Origin of the sequence: Rhodococcus indonesiensis (assembly GCF_047782815.1) — a bacterium.
Taxonomy (GTDB): Bacteria; Actinomycetota; Actinomycetes; order Mycobacteriales; family Mycobacteriaceae; genus Rhodococcus; species Rhodococcus indonesiensis.
In genome coordinates, this window is sequence record NZ_CP180630.1 from 2580494 (window position 1) to 2599061 (window position 18568).

Genomic DNA, 18568 nt, shown 5'->3' on the forward strand with positions numbered 1-18568 from the left:
GGCCGCGGACCCGATTCCGTCACCGCTGCGGACCGCGGCCGGCGGGCAGGTGTCAGGGGCGGCGGTCCGGATCGATCCGCTCGAACACCTCGGTGGGTGCGTCGTCGTCACGCCACTCCCGATCCGGGGCCGCGGACGCTGGGACCGGTGCCTGCCTGTCGTCCGGCTTTCCCGGCGCCGCAGACTTGCGCTGGTCCCGGCGTACCAGCAGCCGCCCGAGCATCACCGCGGCCGTCGCGGGGACGAACACCAGCAGCACGGTGAACGCCGCGCCCGAGGTCAGTTCGAAGAACAGCGACTTGACCCCGACCTGGATCGGGCTGACCGTGTCGATCAGCCACGTCAGCAGGCCGGCGAGGAGACCGGTGACCGCCGCGGCCTTCAGCCACAGCATCGTCAGGTCCGCACCGTCCTCCGGCTGCGGGTGCGCCCGCTGATCGCGGATCCCGTCGAGCCCGGCCCACACGATCGCGGCGAGCACGACGACGGCCAACGCCACCATCCGCAGCATCGAGCCTTGCAGCGGCCATTGCACCAGGGCGGCCCCCAGCAGGACCCGTACCAGCACGTGCACGAGGGTCAGGCCGAGCCCGCGAAGCAACCAGGGTTTCATGTTCCTCAGAGTAACGTCTGGATCGGCGGAGATGTGTCCCGCCCCACATTCGTCACCGGCGACGGCGGTCCCGGCTGTCGGCGCGGGAGTACGTTGACCCCATGCCCGCCGCTCACTCCGCCCGCCGCGCCGCGCTGCGCCGGTTGCTCGCCGACCGGGACTTCGACGCGCTCCTGGTGACCGACCTGCTCAACATCCGCTACCTCACCGGATTCACCGGTTCGAACGCCGCGCTGCTCGTCACCACCGACGACGACGTCGACGAGTCCCGCACCGTCGTGTGCACCGACGGCCGCTACCTCACCCAGGTCGCCGCTCAGGTTCCCGATCTGCGGGCCGAGATCGCCCGCGCCAGTGCCGATCACCTGGTCCGTTCCGCGGCGACGCCGGGCCGGTGGGGCTTCGAGAGCCATGTCGTCACCGTCGACACGCACGTGCGCTGGGCGGGGCTGGACAGCCCGCTCACTCTCACCCCCGTGCCCGGGCTGGTCGAGCAGTTGCGCATGGTCAAGGACGAACACGAGGTCGGACTGCTGACGGCGGCGTGCGCCGTCGCCGACCGGGCACTGGCGGACCTCGTCGCCGCCGGCGGTCTGCGCCCGGGCCGCACCGAACGGCAGGTCGGTCGCGATCTCGAAGCCCGCATGCTCGACCACGGCGCCGACGGCATCTCCTTCGAGACGATCGTCGCGACCGGGGCGAACTCGGCCGTGCCGCACCACCGGCCCACCGACGCCGTGCTCGCCGCCGGAGACTTCGTCAAGCTCGATTTCGGTGCACAGGTCGGCGGATACCACTCCGACATGACCCGCACGTACGTCCTCGGGCGGGCCGCCGACTGGCAGCGCGACGTGTACGACCTGGTCGCGCGCGCCCAGGCGGCCGGGCGGGCGGCGCTCGTACCGGGTGTCGACCTGGCTGCGGTGGACGCCGCGTCCCGCGACGTGATCGCTGCCGCCGGACACGGTGAGCTGTTCCTGCACGGACTCGGCCACGGCGTCGGTCTGGAGATCCACGAAGCACCCGGAATCGGCCAGGCCGCGACCGGTACACTTGCCTGCGGTGCGGCGGTGACCGTCGAACCGGGCGTGTACTTCTCCGGGCGCGGAGGCGTGCGGATCGAGGACACGCTCGTGGTGCGTGAGCAGGGACCGGAGCTGCTCACACTCACCGACAAGACATTGACCGTCGTATAAGGGCGGTACCTCGACTCTAGGAGACGCGAAACCAAGTGGCCGATACCAGCGATTTCAAGAACGGGCTCGTGCTGAAGATCGACGGTCAGCTGTGGCAGATCATCGAGTTCCAGCACGTCAAGCCCGGCAAGGGGCCGGCGTTCGTCCGCACGAAGATCAAGAACGTGCTCTCCGGCAAGACCGTCGACAAGACCTGGAACGCCGGTGTGAAGGTCGAGACGGCCACCGTCGACCGTCGCGACATGACGTACCTGTACCACGACGGCTCCGATTACGTCTTCATGGACGGCGAGACCTACGACCAGATCTCCATCAGTGAGGAGACCCTGGGCGGCGGCGCCCGGTTCCTCCTCGAGAACATGCAGGTGCAGGTGGCCACCCATGAGGGCACCCCGCTGTTCGTCGAACTGCCGGTCACCGTCGAACTCGAGGTCACCCACACCGATCCCGGCCTGCAGGGCGACCGCTCGACCGGCGGGACCAAGCCCGCGACCCTCCAGACCGGCGCCGAGATCCAGGTGCCCCTGTTCATCAACACCGGCGACAAGCTCAAGGTCGATTCCCGTGACGGCAGCTACCTCGGGCGAGTGAATTCCTGAGTGTCCGGTACGCAGAAGAAACTCGGAGCCCGGCACAAGGCGCGTAAGCGCGCCGTGGATCTGCTGTTCGAGGCCGAGGCCCGCGACATCGATCCGGTCGGTCTCGCCGCCGACCGGGTCGCGCTCGCCGTCACCGACGACCAGGTCGCGCAGGTGCCGCCGTACACGCAGACCGTCGTGCGCGGCGTGTCGGAGCGACTCGACGAGCTCGACCAGGTGATCGCCGAGCACCTGCACGACTGGACGCTCGAGCGGCTGCCCGCCGTGGACCGGGCGATCCTGCGCATCTCGGTATGGGAGCTGTTCCACGCCCCCGACGTGCCGCCGGTGGTGGCCGTCGACGAGGCGGTCGAGCTGGCCAAGCAGTTGTCCACCGACGATTCGCCCGCGTTCGTCAACGGCATCCTCGGCCAGATCGTGGCGCTCGCCGACCAGGTGCGTGCCGCCGCGGCAGCCACCTCCTCGCGCGCCGCCGACGCGGCCGAGCAGCGGGAGCCCGAGCGGCCCTGACGACGCAGCGTGAGCGGGCCCGGCCTGTGTCGGGCCTCACCCCTCATCCGTGCCGGGCGGGCACCGGCCGCTGCTAGGCTGGTGCACCGTCAGGCATCCTTTAACGATCCGTCCAGCGAGGCGGAGAAGGAGGTCGCAGTATGGCCATGTCCGAAGACGGGTCACCGGCATCCCCGCCCGGTCCGGCCCGCGAATTGCTCTCCGCAGCCGACGTCGGCCGCACCGTCGCCCGCATCGCGCACCAGATCATCGAGAAGACCGCGCTCGACGCCCCCGCGGGTGAAGCCCCTCGCGTCGTCCTCGTCGGCATTCCCACCCGCGGCACCACCCTCGCGCACCGGCTCGCCGAACGCATCGCCGAGTTCTCCGGGGTGCGCGTGCCCGTCGGCTCCCTGGACATCACCCTCTACCGCGACGACCTGCGCACCAAGCCGCACCGCCCGCTCGAGCGCACGTCGGTGCCCGAAGGCGGCGTCGAGGACGCCCTCGTCGTCCTCGTCGACGACGTCCTGTTCTCCGGTCGCTCGGTGCGCGCCGCCCTCGACGCCCTGCGCGACCTGGGCCGGCCCCGCGCCGTGCAGCTCGCCGTCCTGGTCGATCGCGGGCACCGCGAACTGCCGCTGCGCGCCGACTACGTCGGCAAGAATGTCCCCACCGCCCGCGCCGAGGACGTGCGGGTCCTGCTCACCGAGCAGGACGACCGCGACGCCGTGGTGATCTCCGGAGGCAAGATTTCGTGAAGCACCTGCTCTCCATCGCGGACCTGACCGAGGAGTCCGCGACCGAGCTTCTCGACGAGGCCGAACGGTTCGAGCAGGCGCTGCTCGGCCGGGAGGTGCGCAAGCTGCCGACCCTGCGCGGCCGCACCGTGATGACGGTGTTCTTCGAGAACTCCACCCGCACCCGGGTCTCGTTCGAGGTCGCCGGCAAGTGGATGAGCGCCGACGTCATCAACGTCAGCGCGTCGAGTTCGTCGGTCGCCAAAGGCGAGTCGCTGCGCGACACCGCGCTGACCCTGCACGCCGCCGGAGCCGATGCCCTGATCGTGCGGCACCCCGCGTCGGGCGCCGCGCACCGGATCGCCGAATGGACCGGCGACGGCAACGGCGGGGGGCCGGCGGTGATCAACGCCGGCGACGGCACCCACGAACACCCCACGCAGGCCCTGCTCGACGCGCTCACCCTCCGGCAGCGGCTCGGCTCGATCGCCGGCCGGCGCATCGCGATCGTGGGCGACATCCTGCACAGCCGGGTCGCGCGCTCCAACGCCCTGCTGCTGTCCACGCTCGGTGCCGAGGTGGTGCTCGTCGCGCCGCGCACGTTGCTGCCGGTGGGTGTGGAGACCTGGCCGGTCACCGTCTCGCATTCCCTCGACGCCGAACTGCCCGGCCTCGACGCGGTGCTCATGCTGCGGGTGCAGGCCGAACGCATGAACGGTGGTTTCTTCCCCTCGGCGCGCGAGTATTCGATCGGCTACGGGCTGTCGGAGAAGCGGCTGGCGATGCTCGCCGAGCACGCCGTGGTGCTGCATCCCGGCCCGATGCTGCGGGGCATGGAGATCGCCTCGGCGGTCGCCGACGCCCCGCAGACCGCGGTGCTGCAGCAGGTGAGCAACGGCGTGCACGTGCGCATGGCCGTGCTGTTCCGGCTGCTCGTCGGCACGGAGAGCGCGATCGCATGACCGAAGCGTACGCGGACCGGCCGTCCGCGCAGAAGACGAAGAACAGTGGGACAGGAGAAGATTCGGTGTCGCCGCAGGTGCTCATCCGCAACGTGCTCGTCTACGGGGAGGGTGCGCCGACCGACGTGCTGCTCGGCGACGAACAGATCCTCGCCCTCGGCACCGACCTCGAGGCGAGCCCCGACGCCGAGGTGATCGACGGCGCGGGACGGATCCTGCTGCCCGGCTTCGTCGACCTGCACACGCATCTGCGCGAGCCCGGCCGTGAGGACACCGAGACCATCGACACCGGATCCGCGGCCGCGGCGCTCGGCGGCTACACCGCGGTGTTCGCGATGGCCAACACCGACCCCGTCGCGGACTCCGTCGTCGTCACCGACCACGTGTGGCGGCGCGGGCAGGAGGTCGGCCTCGTCGACGTGCACCCCGTGGGTGCCGTCACCGTCGGGCTGGCCGGCACGCAACTCGCCGAGATGGGCACCATGGCCGCCGGTGTCGGCCGTGTCCGGATGTTCTCCGACGACGGGCACTGCGTCCACGACCCGCTGATCATGCGGCGGGCGCTGGAGTACTCGAGTTCGCTCGGGGTCCTGATCGCCCAGCACGCCGAGGAACCGCGGCTGACCGCCGGGGCCGTCGCGCACGAGGGCCCCACCGCGGCGCGCCTCGGACTGGCCGGCTGGCCGCGCGCGGCCGAGGAGTCCATCGTCGCGCGCGACGCCCTGCTCGCCCGGGACGCCGGAGCCCGCGTGCACATCTGCCACGCCTCCACCGCCGGGACCGTCGAACTGGTGAGATGGGCCAAGGCGCAAGGGATCCCGATCACCGCCGAGGTCACCCCGCACCATCTGATGCTGGACGATTCCCGGCTCGAGACCTACGACGGCGTCAACCGGGTCAACCCGCCGCTGCGCGAACGTTCCGACGTCGAGGCGCTGCGCCGCGGACTGGCCGAGGGCGTGCTCGACTGCGTCGCCACCGACCACGCCCCGCACGCCGAGCAGGACAAGTGCTGCGAGTTCTCCCAGGCCCGGCCCGGCATGCTCGGGCTCGAGACGGCCCTGTCGATCGTCGTCGAGACGATGGTCCGTCCCGGGTTGCTGGACTGGCGCGGCGTCGCGAAGGTCATGAGCGAACGGCCCGCCGAGATCGTCGGCCTCGACGACCAGGGGCGCCCGCTCGAGGTGGGGGAGCCCGCCAACGTGGTGCTCGTCGACCCCGACGCCGAATGGACGGTGCGCGGACCGGAACTGGCGTCGGTCGCGCACAACACGCCGTACGAGGCGATGACGCTGCCCGGCAAGGTCGTTGCGACCGTGCTGCGCGGCCGGATCACCGCACTCGACGGAGCGGTCCGGCCCGGCACCGGAAGCGGGGTGCGGTGATGGACCGCCTGTGGCTCACACTCGGCTTCGTCGCCCTGTGGGTGGTGCTGGTCCTGCTGATGTGGAAGGGCTGGCGCGGCCGCGGCCGCCGCCAGGCCGACGCCGTCGGTGCCCTCCCGCCGGTGCCGGCCGAGCTGGGGGAGCAGCTGGTGGCCCCGAGCACCGGCCTGTACGTGGGCAGTACCCTCGCGCCGAGCTGGCAGGACCGGATCGCCGTCGGCGACCTGGGCCACCGCGCGGCCGGCGAGATCAGCCGCTACCGCGCCGGGGTGCTGCTCGAGCGCGACGGCGCCTCGCCGATCTGGATCCCGCAGGACTCCATCCGGGCGGTGCGCACCGAACGCGGTCTCGCGGGAAAGGTGATGACCAAGGACGGGGTGCTGGTGATCCGCTGGCAGCTGCCGTCCGGCACCGAGATCGACACCGGATTCCGCGGCGACGACAAGACCATCTACCCCCAGTGGGTGCAGGAGACGAACGAGAATCACCGGGACAGTGAAAGCTAGGACGACAGCCTGGACGGCTGGTACAGCGACGACGGCACGCGAGATTTCGGCTGATGCGGCGAGCTCCGGTGAGGTCGAGCAGAACGGAGAGAACGCATGAGCGGCAACAACTTCGACACGGACACCGCGATCCTGGTGCTCGAGGACGGGCGCACGTTCCGCGGCACCGTCTTCGGTGCGGTGGGACAGACCCTCGGCGAGGCGGTGTTCAGCACCGGCATGACCGGCTACCAGGAGACCCTCACCGACCCGAGCTACCACCGGCAGATCGTGGTCTCCACGGCCCCGCAGATCGGCAACACCGGGTGGAACGCCGAGGACAACGAGTCCGTCGGCCCCACCGGTGACCCCGCCGCCGCGAGGATCTGGGTCGCCGGCTACGTCGTGCGCGACCCGTCGCGCCGCACCTCGAGCTGGCGCGCGGCCGGATCCCTGCAGGACGAACTCGAGCGGCAGAACATCGTCGGTATCGCCGGGATCGACACCCGCGCCCTGGTGCGGCACCTGCGCACCCGCGGCTCGATGCGGGCGGGCGTCTTCTCCGGCGACGCCCTCGCCGGCGACGCCGAGCTGCTCGACCGGGTCCGGAGCCAGCCGTCGATGCTCGGCGCCGACCTCGCCGGCGAGGTCACCACCACGAGCGGCTACGTTGTCGAGCCCGACGGCGAGGCCCGCTTCACCGTCGCCGCGATCGACCTCGGCATCAAGACCAACACCCCGCGGATGTTCGCCGAGCGCGGCATGCGCGTGCACGTGCTGCCGTCCACCGCGACGCTGCACGACATCCTGGACCTGAAAGCCGACGGAGTCTTCCTCTCGAACGGCCCCGGCGACCCGGCCACCGCGGACGGCGCGGTGCATCTGACCAAGGAAGTCCTCGGGCAGGGACTGCCGCTGTTCGGCATCTGCTTCGGCAACCAGATCCTCGGCCGCGCGCTCGGCCTGGGGACCTACAAGATGAAATTCGGGCACCGCGGCATCAACATCCCGGTCATCGAACACGAGACCGGGCGGATCGCCATCACCGCCCAGAACCACGGCTTCGCGCTCGAGGGCGAAGCCGGCCAGGAGTTCGACACCCCGTTCGGCCGGGCCGTGATCAGCCACACCTGCGCCAACGACGGCGCCGTCGAGGGCGTGCGCCTGCTCGACGGGTCCGCCTTCTCCGTGCAGTACCACCCCGAGGCGGCGGCCGGCCCGCACGACGCCTCCTACCTGTTCGATCGGTTCACCAGCATGCTCGAGGGAGAGAAGAACTAAATGCCACGCCGTACCGACCTCTCCCACATCCTCGTCATCGGCTCCGGCCCGATCGTCATCGGGCAGGCCTGCGAATTCGACTACTCCGGCACCCAGGCGTGCCGGGTGCTGCGCGAGGAAGGCCTGCGGGTCTCCCTCGTCAACTCCAACCCGGCCACGATCATGACCGACCCGGAGTTCGCCGACTCCACCTACGTCGAGCCCATCACCGCCGAGTTCGTCGAGAAGGTCATCGCCGCCGAGCAGGCCAAGGGCACCCCGATCGACGCGGTGCTCGCCACCCTCGGCGGGCAGACCGCGCTCAACACCGCCGTCGCCCTGCACGAGCAGGGCATCCTCACCAAGTACGACGTCGAACTGATCGGCGCAGACTTCGACGCCATCCAGCGCGGCGAGGACCGGCAGAAGTTCAAGGACATCGTCGCCAAGTGCGGCGGCGAATCCGCGCGCTCGCGGGTCTGCTACACGATGGACGAGGTGCGTGAGACCGTCACCGAACTCGGCTACCCCGTCGTGGTGCGCCCGTCGTTCACCATGGGCGGCCTCGGCTCCGGCATGGCCTACGACGAGGCCGACCTCGAACGCATCGCCGGCGGCGGCCTCGCCGCCTCGCCCACCGCGAACGTGCTCATCGAGGAGTCCATCCTCGGCTGGAAGGAGTACGAGCTCGAGCTCATGCGTGACGGCCGCGACAACGTCGTGATCGTCTGCTCCATCGAGAACGTCGACCCGGTGGGCGTGCACACCGGCGACTCGGTCACCGTCGCCCCCGCCATGACCCTGACCGACCGCGAATACCAGAAGATGCGCGACCTGTCGATCGCGATCCTGCGCGAGGTCGGTGTCGACACCGGCGGCTGCAACATCCAGTTCGCGATGGACCCGCGCGACGGTCGTCTCGTGGTGATCGAGATGAACCCGCGGGTGTCGCGTTCGTCCGCGCTGGCCTCGAAGGCCACCGGCTACCCGATCGCGAAGATGGCCGCCAAGCTCGCCATCGGCTACACCCTCGACGAGATCGTCAACGACATCACCAAGGAGACGCCGGCCTGCTTCGAGCCGACGCTCGACTACGTCGTCGTCAAGGCGCCGCGCTTCGCGTTCGAGAAGTTCCCCGGCGCCGACGGCACCCTGACCACCACCATGAAGTCGGTCGGTGAGGCCATGTCCATCGGCCGCAACTTCACCGAGGCCTTCGGCAAGGTCCTGCGGTCGCTCGAAACCAAGCGTTCCGGGTTCTGGACCGGCCCCGAGGTCGAGGCGGCCGATCTCGGCACCCTGCTCGGGGAGCTCGAGGTCCCGCACGACGGCCGCTTCTACGGCATCGCCAAGGCCTTCGAGCTCGGCGCCACCGTCGAGCAGCTGTTCGACGCCACCAAGATCGACCCGTGGTTCCTCGACCAGATCCAGCAGATCGTCGAGCTGGGGGAGAAGGTGCGCGCCGCCGAGACGTTCGGTGAGCGGGAACTGCGTTTTTCCAAGCACCACGGCTTCTCCGACCGGCAGATCGCGGCGCTGCGCCCCGAGCTCGGCGACGAGGACGCGGTGCGGGCCCTGCGCGAGCAGCTCGGCGTGCACCCGGTGTACAAGACCGTCGACACCTGCGCCGCCGAGTTCGAGGCCAAGACCCCGTACCACTACTCGACGTACGAACTCGACCCGGACGCCGAGACCGAGGTCGCCGAGCAGCGTGAGCGGCCGAAGGTGCTCATCCTCGGCTCGGGCCCCAACCGCATCGGCCAGGGCATCGAGTTCGACTACTCGTGCGTGCACGCCGCCCTGACCCTGTCGCAGGCCGGCTACGAGACCGTCATGGTCAACTGCAACCCCGAGACGGTCTCGACCGACTACGACACCGCCGACCGTCTCTACTTCGAGCCCCTCACCTTCGAGGACGTCTTCGAGGTGTACCGGGCCGAGTCGCAGTCCGGCACCGTCGCCGGGGTCATCGTCCAGCTCGGCGGCCAGACCCCGCTCGGGCTCGCGCGACGGTTGAAGGCCGCCGGGGTGCCGATCGTCGGCACCAGCCCCGAGGCCATCGACCTGGCCGAGGACCGCGGCGAGTTCGGCCGGGTGCTCACCGAGGCGGGTCTGCCCGCCCCGAAGTTCGGCACCGCCACCACCTTCGAGGGCGCCCGCGACATCGCCGCCGGCATCGGCTATCCGGTGCTCGTCCGGCCGTCCTACGTCCTCGGCGGGCGCGGCATGGAGATCGTCTACGACGAGAAGGCGCTCGAGAGCTACATCTCCCGCGCCACCGAGATCTCCGAGGACCGGCCCGTGCTGGTCGACCGCTTCCTCGACGACGCCGTCGAGATCGACGTCGACGCCCTGTGCGATGGCACCGACGTCTACATCGGCGGCATCATGGAGCACATCGAGGAGGCCGGCATCCACTCCGGCGACTCGTCGTGTGCGCTGCCGCCGATCACCCTCGGCCGGTCCGACCTCGAGAACGTGCGCCGCTCCACCGAGGCCCTCGCGCGCGGCATCGGCGTCAAGGGTCTGCTCAACGTGCAGTACGCCCTCAAGGACGACATCCTCTACGTGCTCGAGGCCAACCCGCGCGCCTCCCGCACCGTGCCGTTCGTCTCGAAGGCCACCGCGGTGCAACTCGCCAAGGCCTGCGCGCGGGTCATGATGGGTGAGAGCATCGCCGACCTGCGCGCCGAGGGCATCCTGCCCGCCCACGGCGACGGCGGGCACGCCCCGGTCGACGCTCCGGTCGCGGTGAAGGAGGCGGTGCTGCCGTTCAACCGGTTCCGCCGCGCCGACGGCACCGGCATCGACTCGCTGCTCAGTCCGGAGATGAAGTCCACCGGCGAGGTCATGGGCATCGACGACGACTTCGGCACCGCGTTCGCCAAGAGCCAGACCGCCGCCTACGGGTCGTTGCCCACCTCCGGTTCGGTGTTCGTCTCGGTCGCCAACAAGGACAAGCGGTCGCTGATCTTCCCCGTCAAGCGGCTCGCCGACCTCGGCTTCCGGGTGCTCGCCACCATCGGCACCGCGGAGGTGCTGCGCCGCAACGGCATCCCGTGCGAGCACGTGTACAAGGTGTCGGAGGAGGAACGGCCCGAGGGGGCCCACACCATCGTCGAGAAGATCCGCGCCGGTGAGGTCGACATGGTGATCAACACCCCCTGGGGCAACTCCGGGCCGCGCATCGACGGCTACGAGATCCGCACCGCCGCCGTCGCCGCCAACATCCCGTGCATCACGACGGTGCAGGGTGCCTCCGCGGCCGTTCAGGGCATCGAGGCCGCCATCCGCGGCGACATCGGCGTGCGCTCGCTGCAGGAGATGCACGCCGGGATACGGGAGGACCAGGGCAGTCTCGACGGCGACGCGGCGCCGGCGTCCGGCGGCGTCGGCGGTCTGCGCGACGGACTCGCGGACACGGCGTCGTGACGACGTTCGGGCAGCGTCTGCACGCGGCCCTCGCCGAGCGCGGGCCGCTGTGCGTGGGCATCGACCCGCACCCGGAACTGCTCGCCGCGTGGGGCCTCACGGTCGACGTCGCGGGGCTCGAGCGGTTCGCCGGGACGTGCGTCGACGCCTTCGCCGGGCACGTGGCCCTCGTCAAGCCGCAGGTCGCGTTCTTCGAGGCGTTCGGTGCCGCGGGCATCGCGGTGCTCGAGCGCACCGTGACGGCCCTGCGCGGCGCCGGCACCCTCGTCCTCGCGGACGCCAAACGCGGGGACATCGGCTCGACGATGGACGCCTACGCCCGCACGTGGCTGACCGACGCGTCCCCGCTGGGCTCCGACGCGGTCACCGTCTCGCCGTACCTGGGGTTCGGCGCGCTCGAGCCCGCGCTGCGCCTCGCCGTCGACGGGCGCGGGGTGTTCGTCCTCGCCGCCACCTCCAACCCCGAGGGTGCCCAGGTGCAGCAGGCGCGCACCGCCGACGGGCGCAGCGTCGCACAGGTGATGGTCGACGAGGCCGCGGCCCGCAACGCCGGCGCCGACACCCTCGGCTCGGTCGGCGTCGTCGTGGGCGCGACCCTCACCCGCGCGCCGGACCTGAGCGCGCTGCACGGCCCGATCCTGATGCCCGGTGTGGGCGCCCAGGGCGGCACCGCCGAGGACGTGCGCCGGCTGGCGGGTGAACGCCTCGACGCCGTCGTGCCCAACGTCTCCCGCGAGGTGTTGCGGGCCGGCCCGACGGCCGCGGCGCTGCGCGACGCCGTGTCCCGCACCGTGGACTCGTTCGCCTTCCTGCGGGCCTGACGCGGCCCGGACATCCGGCCCGGGCCTCGGGCCGGATGTCCGTTCCGGTGCAGGTGGGAGGCCCCTCGACACGCTCGTGCGCGGAAATTTTTCCGGGCCGTCTCCGGCGGGGACGGCCCGACGTCGGCGCCGGGCCGCGGGGCGGTACTCGCCCCGGCCCGAACAGCCGCCCATAACGCCGCTACCTGCGGTTATGTCGTGTTCGTCGAGGTGGTGGGCGGTGCCCGCGCCCCCGGGCCGGACCCGGCCGTGGGTCACGCTGTGGGCGCACTACCGCACGTGTTTTCGAGCCGAAACGCCGGGGGGTGGGTTCGCAATCGTCGTCCGGCGTGAGTACGGTCGCTATCGCCGCTGGTTAACCGGCGGATGAGACTGATTGCCAACGATGAGACGGAGGAACCGTGGCCCTTCCCCAGCTGACCGACGAGCAGCGCGCCGCTGCTCTGGAGAAGGCGGCTGCTGCCCGTCGCGCCCGGGCTGAGCTCAAGGACCGCCTGAAGCGCGGCGGCACCGACCTCAAGCAGGTCCTGGCCGATGCCGAGAACGACGAGATCCTCGGCAAGATGAAGGTGTCCGCCCTGCTCGAGGCCCTGCCGAAGGTCGGCAAGGTCAAGGCGCAGGAGATCATGACCGAACTCGAGATCGCCCCGACGCGCCGCCTGCGCGGTCTGGGTGACCGCCAGCGCAAGGCGCTGCTCGCCAGGTTCGACTTCGACGCCTGAGCGACCGGTGGTAGCTGACGCACACACCGTGTCGGACAGCGGTTCCACGACGCGGAGGGGCCGGCTGGTGGTGCTGGCCGGCCCCTCCGCCGTCGGGAAGTCGACCGTCGTCCGCCGGCTCCGCAGCCGGGTGCCCGACCTGCTGTTCAGCGTGTCGGCCACCACCCGCGCCCCCCGGCCCGGCGAGGTGAACGGGGTGGACTACCACTTCGTCAGCCGCGACGAGTTCGATCGGATGATCGAGTCCGGGGACCTGCTCGAGTGGGCGGAGATCCACGGCGGGCTGCAACGCTCGGGCACCCCCGCCGGTCCCGTGCGGGACGCGCTCGCCTCGGGACGGCCCGTGCTCGTCGAGGTGGATCTGACCGGGGCCCGCTCCGTCCGCGCCGCCATGCCGGAGGCCGTGCTGGCCTTCCTGGCGCCGCCGAGCTGGGATGTGCTGGTCGCCCGCCTCACCGGCCGCGGCACCGAATCGGACGAGGTGGTCCGTCGCCGGCTCGAGACCGCCCGGACCGAACTCGACGCCCGCGAGGAGTTCGACACCGTGATCGTCAACGAGGACGTCGACCGCGCCTGCGACGAATTGGTATCCTTGTTGGTCGGCCCCCGCGACGATCCCTCCGACCGTCCGCAGCCGATCACGACATTCCCCGCCTCGACCCCGAATCCCGAGCCCCACCAGAGCTCCGGAACGACACAGGAGAACACCGAGTGAGCAGCACCCAAGCAGCCGTGTCCGATACCGCCGGCCACGACCTGCCGGCCTACGACACCCCGCTGGGCATCACCAACCCGCCCATCGACGAGCTGCTCGAGCGCACCTCCTCGAAGTACGCCCTGGTGATCTACGCGGCCAAGCGTGCCCGGCAGATCAACGACTACTACAACCAGCTCGGCGACGGCATCCTCGAGTACGTCGGCCCGCTCGTCGAGCCCGGCCTGCAGGAGAAGCCGCTGTCGATCGCGCTGCGGGAGATCCACGCAGACCTGCTCGAGCACGCCGAAGGCGAGTGAGTCAGCGCGCCGCGGGCACCGCGGACCATTCGGAATTCGGGCAGCGCCGCCGCATCGTCGTCGGCGTCGGCGGCGGCATCGCCGCCTACAAGGCCTGCGCGCTGATCCGGGCGTTCACCGAAAGTGGACACCACGTACGGGTCATCCCGACGGATTCGGCGCTCGAGTTCGTCGGCCGGGCCACCTTCGAGGCCCTGTCCGGCAACCCCGTGCACACCGGCGTCTTCGCCGACGTGCCGCAGGTTCCGCACGTGCGGCTCGGGCAGGAGGCCGACCTGGTGGTCGTCGCCCCCGCCACCGCCGACCTGATGGCCCGCGCCGCCCACGGCCGCGCCGACGACCTGCTCACCGCCACACTGCTCACCGCGCGGTGCCCGGTCGTGTTCGCGCCTGCGATGCACACCGAGATGTGGGAGCACCCGGCGACGGTGGACAACGTCGCCACGCTCCGCCGCCGCGGCGCCGTCGTCGTCGAGCCCGCCTCCGGCCGGCTCACCGGGCACGACACCGGCGCCGGCCGGCTCCCCGAGCCCGAGGAGATCTTCGGACTGGCGTCGCTGCTGCTCGAACGACCGGACGCGTTGCCGCGGGATCTGACCGGGCGGCGCATCGTCGTCTCCGCCGGCGGCACCCGCGAACCACTGGACCCGGTGCGGTTCCTCGGCAACCGCAGCTCCGGCAAGCAGGGCTATGCCCTCGCCCGGCTCGCCGCCCAGCGCGGCGCCGACGTCACCCTCGTCGCGGGAGCGGTGGCCGGCCTGGCCGATCCCGCCGCGGTGGAGGTCGTGCGGGTCCAGACCGCCGCCCAGATGCAGGCCGCGGTCACCAAGCACGCCGCCGGTGCCGACGCCGTCGTCATGTCCGCCGCCGTCGCCGACTTCCGGCCCAGCACCTTCGCCACCAGCAAGATCAAGAAGGGCGCGGGCGAGCCGGAGGCGATCGCGCTGACCAAGAACGAGGACATTCTCGCCGGGCTGGTCGCCGCCCGCACCGAGGGCACGCTGCCGGCGAGCACCGTCATCGTCGGCTTCGCCGCCGAGACCGGTGACGCCGAGGGCGACGTCCTCACCCACGCCCGCGCCAAACTGGCCCGCAAGGGCTGCGATCTGCTGGTCGTCAACGCCGTCGGCGAGGGGAAGGCGTTCGAGGTCGACCACAACGACGGGTGGCTGCTGGCGGCGGACGGTTCCGAGACCGCCCTCGCGCACGGTTCCAAGGCGCTGATGGCCAGCCGCGTCCTCGACGCGCTGGGTCCGCTGCTGACGCAGAACCGGTCGTGACCTCGGGGGCGGGGCGCCCGTGACCCGGGGGGCGGGGCGCCCGTGACCCGGGGGGCGGGGCGCCCGTGACCCGGGGGCGGCGCGCCTGTGAGCGAAAGTCTCGCGTCGGCGCGACCGGAACAGTAGCGTCGCCCATATCGTTGACATCAGTTCGTCCGTTCGAGCTAGACACAACCAGTCGAGAGGGAGTTCCGTGAGCAAGACCGGCGGTCGGCTTTTCACCAGTGAGTCCGTGACGGAGGGACACCCGGACAAGATCTGTGACGCGATCAGCGACTCCGTCCTCGACGCGCTGCTCACCGAAGACCCCCGCGCCCGCGTCGCGGTCGAGACCCTGGTGACCACCGGGCAGGTGCACGTGGTCGGGGAGGTCACCACCTCGGCCTACGCGGACATCCCGAAGATCGTGCGGGACCGGGTCCTCGAGATCGGCTACGACTCCTCCTCGAAGGGTTTCGACGGCAACTCCTGCGGGGTCAACATCGCCATCGGTGCGCAGTCCCCGGAGATCGCCGGCGGCGTCGACGTCTCGCACGAGGCCCGCACCGGGGTGCTCACCGACGACGAGGTGGCCCGTCAAGGCGCCGGTGACCAGGGCCTGATGTTCGGCTACGCCTGCTCGGACACCCCGGAACTGATGCCGCTGCCGATCGCGCTGGCGCACCGGCTCTCGCGCCGGCTCACCGAGGTCCGCAAGACCGGGGTGCTGCCGTACCTGCGGCCGGACGGCAAGACCCAGGTCACCATCGAGTACGACGGCGACCGCCCGGTCCGGTTGGACACGGTGGTGATCTCCACCCAGCACGCGGCGGACATCGACCTGAACAACCTGCTCACCCCGGATCTGCGCACCCACGTCGTCGAGGCGGTACTGGCGGACCCGAGCCTCGCGGGCCTCGACACCACCGGCCTGCGGTTGCTGGTGAACCCGTCCGGGTCGTTCGTCCTCGGCGGTCCGATGGGGGATGCAGGCCTGACCGGCCGCAAGATCATCGTCGACACCTACGGCGGCATGGCCCGGCACGGCGGTGGCGCGTTCTCGGGCAAGGACCCGTCGAAGGTGGACCGCTCGGCCGCGTACGCGATGCGCTGGGTCGCCAAGACCGCCGTGGCGGCGGGGCTGGCCGGCCGGCTCGAGGTACAGGTGGCCTACGCCATCGGCAAGGCCGCCCCGGTGGGGCTGTTCGTCGAGACGTTCGGCACCGAGAAGACCGACCCGGCGCGGATCCAGCAGGCGATCACCGAGGTGTTCGACCTGCGACCGGGTGCGATCATCCGGGACCTGGACCTGCTGCGGCCGATCTACGCGCAGACCGCCGCGTACGGGCACTTCGGCCGCACCGACATCGACCTGCCGTGGGAGAACACCGACCGGGCCGAGAAGCTGCGCGCCGCCGCCGGTCTGTAACCCGGACCCTCGACGGTCCGGGTGGCCACCGACAGGACCGCGGCCGAGACGGATCCGGTGGCGCGGATCCTGCCGCTGCTGCCGTTGCCCCACCTCGACCGCGAGTTCGACTATCTGATCCCGCGGGAGTTCGATGCCGAGGCGCGGCCGGGCGTGCGGGTGCGCGTCCGGTTCGCCGGCAGGCTCGTCGACGGCTTCCTGCTGTCCCGCGCGGCGACCAGCGAGCACACCGGCCGGCTCGGCTGGCTCGACCGGGTCGTCTCACCCGAGGTCGTGCTGACCCCGGAGATCGCCGCGCTCGCCGACGCCGTCGCCAGCCGCTACGCCGGCACCCGAGCCGACGTGCTGCGCCTCGCCGTGCCACCGCGGCACGCCCGGGTCGAGGCGGAGGACCCGCCACCCGCCCCGCCCCCCACGGCACCGGAGATCGACCGGACCGCCTGGTCCCGATACCGGCACGGCGAGAACTTCCTCGACGCCCTCGCCGCCGGCCGCGCCCCCCGCGCGGCCTGGCAGGCCCTGCCCGGCGAGGACTGGCCGCGTCGTTTGGCCGAACTCGCGGCGTCGGTCGCCGCCACCGGCCACGCCGCGGTGCTCGTGGTGCCCGACCAGCGCGACCTCGACCGCGTCGTGACGGCCTGCACCGACCTCGCCGGCGCCGACTGCGTCGTCGGGCTCGCCGCCGGGCTCGGTCCGGCCGTGCGCTACCGGCGCTGGCTCGCGGCGTTGCGCGGAACCGCCCGCACCGTCGTCGGCACCCGGGCCGCCGTGTTCGCTCCCACCCCCGCCCTCGGCCTGCTCGTGGTGTGGGACGACGGCGACGACCTGCACTCCGAGCCCCGCGCGCCGTACCCGCACGCCCGAGAGGTGGCGCTGCTGCGGGCGCACGCCACCGGCGCCGCCGTCGTCCTGGCCGGGCACGCCCGCACCGCCGAGACCCAGGCCCTCGTCGACACCGGGTGGGCCCACGACCTCGCCGCCCCCCGCGACGTCGTCCGCGCCCGCGCCCCCAAGATCACCGCCCTCGCCGACAGCGACCAGGCCCTGGCCCGCGACCCCGCCGCGCGTGCCGCCCGGCTGCCGGCCATCGCCTTCGCCGCCGCCCGTGCCGCCCTCGGCGCCGACCGCGGGGTGCTCGTGCAGGTGCCCCGCCGCGGCTACGTGCCCGCGCTCGCGTGCGCCAAATGCCGGACCCCGGCCCGCTGCCGGCACTGCAACGGTCCGCTCGCGTTGCCGCAGGCCGCCGGGCCGGACGGCACCGCGACCCCCGCCTGCCGCTGGTGCGGCATCGCCGACGCCACCCACCGCTGCCACGCGTGCGGTGCCCGCGCCCTGCGCGCCGTCGTCGTCGGCGCCGGGCGGACCGCCGAGGAACTCGGTCGCGCGTTCCCCGGTGTCCCGGTGGTCACCTCCGGTGGGACGGAGGTCAAGGCCACCGCCCCGGCCGGACCCGCGCTCGTCGTGGCCACAGTGGGCGCCGAACCCGTCACCGCCGGGGGGTACGGCGCGGCCCTGCTGCTCGACGGGTGGGCCCTGCTCGGCCGCGCCGACCTGCGGGCCGCCGAGGAAACGATGCGTCGCTGGCTCACCGCGTCGTCGCTGGTGCGGCCCTTCGCCGACGGCGGCCAGGTCGTCGTGGTCGCCGACGCCGGCATCCCCACCGTGCAAGCACTGGTGCGCTGGGACCCGATCGGGCACGCGCAGTCCCAGCTCGCCGAACGCGCCGAGGTCGGCTTCCCGCCCGCGGTGCACATGGCCGCGGTCGACGGCACCGCGGCCGCGGTCGCCGACCTGCTCGCCGCCGCGACCCTCCCACCGGAGGCGGAGGTGCTCGGACCGGTGCCGTTGCCGCCGGGGGAGCGGCTGCCGTTCGGGGCCGACGACCCCGAGCCCGACGAGGTGCAGCGCATGGTGATCCGGGTGCCACGCGGACGGGGTCTCGCGCTCGGCCGCGCCCTGCGCGAGGCGCAGGCAGCGCGCAGCGCCCGCCGCGCCGAGGGAGCGTTGCGGGTGCAGATCGATCCGCTGCGCGTCGGGTGACGCCCCCCCGGGGCCCCGGGTCCGCGCGGAGGGACACCCCGGGGGGCAGGGCAGGCAAGACCCTCCCTTCACCTGCGGAAAGATGGCATGCCGGCGGGGCGCAACTGTGTCACGATAGGTCA

The 18568-nt window shown here is 72.0% G+C and carries 17 protein-coding genes; 16 read left to right on the forward strand and 1 reads right to left on the reverse strand.

Annotated features, from left to right (window positions below):
- Positions 1–52: 52 nt before the first annotated feature.
- Entirely contained in the window at positions 53–613 is a 561-nt protein-coding gene (locus tag ACM26Y_RS12115) for a B-4DMT family transporter (RefSeq protein ID WP_416063525.1), read from the reverse strand.
- 101 nt (positions 614–714) lie between these two features.
- On the opposite strand from ACM26Y_RS12115, the gene ACM26Y_RS12120 reads away from it, so the two are divergent.
- The 16 genes from ACM26Y_RS12120 (at position 715) to ACM26Y_RS12195 (ending at position 18446) form a co-directional block, all read left to right on the forward strand.
- Positions 715–1809: a M24 family metallopeptidase gene (locus tag ACM26Y_RS12120; protein WP_416063526.1), complete on the forward strand. Its 1095-nt coding sequence runs from the start codon at positions 715–717 to the stop codon at positions 1807–1809.
- Positions 1810–1844: 35 nt separating this feature from the next.
- Complete coding sequence (gene efp / locus ACM26Y_RS12125) at positions 1845–2408, forward strand: elongation factor P (RefSeq protein WP_003935419.1); 564 nt, start codon at positions 1845–1847, stop codon at positions 2406–2408.
- The gene (gene nusB / locus ACM26Y_RS12130) at positions 2409–2918 is read left to right on the forward strand and encodes a transcription antitermination factor NusB (protein ID WP_003935418.1); all 510 of its coding nucleotides are present in this window, start codon (positions 2409–2411) and stop codon (positions 2916–2918) included.
- A gap of 140 nt (positions 2919–3058) precedes the next feature.
- Positions 3059–3658 (forward strand): bifunctional pyr operon transcriptional regulator/uracil phosphoribosyltransferase PyrR, encoded by a 600-nt coding sequence (gene pyrR, locus ACM26Y_RS12135; protein ID WP_010595132.1) that lies wholly within the window; start codon positions 3059–3061, stop codon positions 3656–3658.
- Positions 3655–4599, forward strand: coding sequence for an aspartate carbamoyltransferase catalytic subunit (locus ACM26Y_RS12140; protein ID WP_003935416.1), 945 nt, complete (start codon positions 3655–3657; stop codon positions 4597–4599). The genes pyrR and ACM26Y_RS12140 overlap by 4 nt, the downstream gene beginning before the upstream one ends.
- Before the next feature lie 65 nt (positions 4600–4664).
- Entirely contained in the window at positions 4665–5984 is a 1320-nt protein-coding gene (locus tag ACM26Y_RS12145) for a dihydroorotase (RefSeq protein WP_289380750.1), read from the forward strand.
- Entirely contained in the window at positions 5984–6490 is a 507-nt protein-coding gene (locus tag ACM26Y_RS12150) for a hypothetical protein (RefSeq protein ID WP_003935414.1), read from the forward strand. The genes ACM26Y_RS12145 and ACM26Y_RS12150 overlap by 1 nt, the downstream gene beginning before the upstream one ends.
- Positions 6491–6586: 96 nt before the next feature.
- Complete coding sequence (gene carA, locus ACM26Y_RS12155) at positions 6587–7750, forward strand: glutamine-hydrolyzing carbamoyl-phosphate synthase small subunit (protein WP_003935413.1); 1164 nt, start codon at positions 6587–6589, stop codon at positions 7748–7750.
- On the forward strand, positions 7751–11161 hold the full coding sequence (carB, locus tag ACM26Y_RS12160) for a carbamoyl-phosphate synthase large subunit (protein WP_416063527.1): 3411 nt from the start codon (positions 7751–7753) through the stop codon (positions 11159–11161).
- Positions 11158–11982, forward strand: a complete 825-nt coding sequence (pyrF, locus tag ACM26Y_RS12165; protein WP_289380741.1) for an orotidine-5'-phosphate decarboxylase — start codon at positions 11158–11160, stop codon at positions 11980–11982. Before carB ends, pyrF begins: the two co-directional genes overlap by 4 nt.
- Before the next feature lie 401 nt (positions 11983–12383).
- Positions 12384–12704 (forward strand): integration host factor, actinobacterial type, encoded by a 321-nt coding sequence (mihF, locus tag ACM26Y_RS12170; RefSeq protein WP_003935409.1) that lies wholly within the window; start codon positions 12384–12386, stop codon positions 12702–12704.
- A gap of 67 nt (positions 12705–12771) precedes the next feature.
- Entirely contained in the window at positions 12772–13419 is a 648-nt protein-coding gene (gene gmk / locus ACM26Y_RS12175; RefSeq protein ID WP_289380749.1) for a guanylate kinase, read from the forward strand.
- Complete coding sequence (gene rpoZ, locus ACM26Y_RS12180; RefSeq protein ID WP_003935406.1) at positions 13416–13718, forward strand: DNA-directed RNA polymerase subunit omega; 303 nt, start codon at positions 13416–13418, stop codon at positions 13716–13718. The genes gmk and rpoZ overlap by 4 nt, the downstream gene beginning before the upstream one ends.
- On the forward strand, positions 13715–14998 hold the full coding sequence (coaBC, locus tag ACM26Y_RS12185; protein ID WP_416063528.1) for a bifunctional phosphopantothenoylcysteine decarboxylase/phosphopantothenate--cysteine ligase CoaBC: 1284 nt from the start codon (positions 13715–13717) through the stop codon (positions 14996–14998). Before rpoZ ends, coaBC begins: the two co-directional genes overlap by 4 nt.
- A 193-nt stretch (positions 14999–15191) precedes the next feature.
- Positions 15192–16406, forward strand: coding sequence for a methionine adenosyltransferase (gene metK / locus ACM26Y_RS12190; RefSeq protein WP_003935404.1), 1215 nt, complete (start codon positions 15192–15194; stop codon positions 16404–16406).
- A 21-nt stretch (positions 16407–16427) separates the two neighbouring features.
- Positions 16428–18446, forward strand: a complete 2019-nt coding sequence (locus ACM26Y_RS12195) for a primosomal protein N' (RefSeq protein ID WP_416063529.1) — start codon at positions 16428–16430, stop codon at positions 18444–18446.
- Positions 18447–18568: the final 122 nt, after the last annotated feature.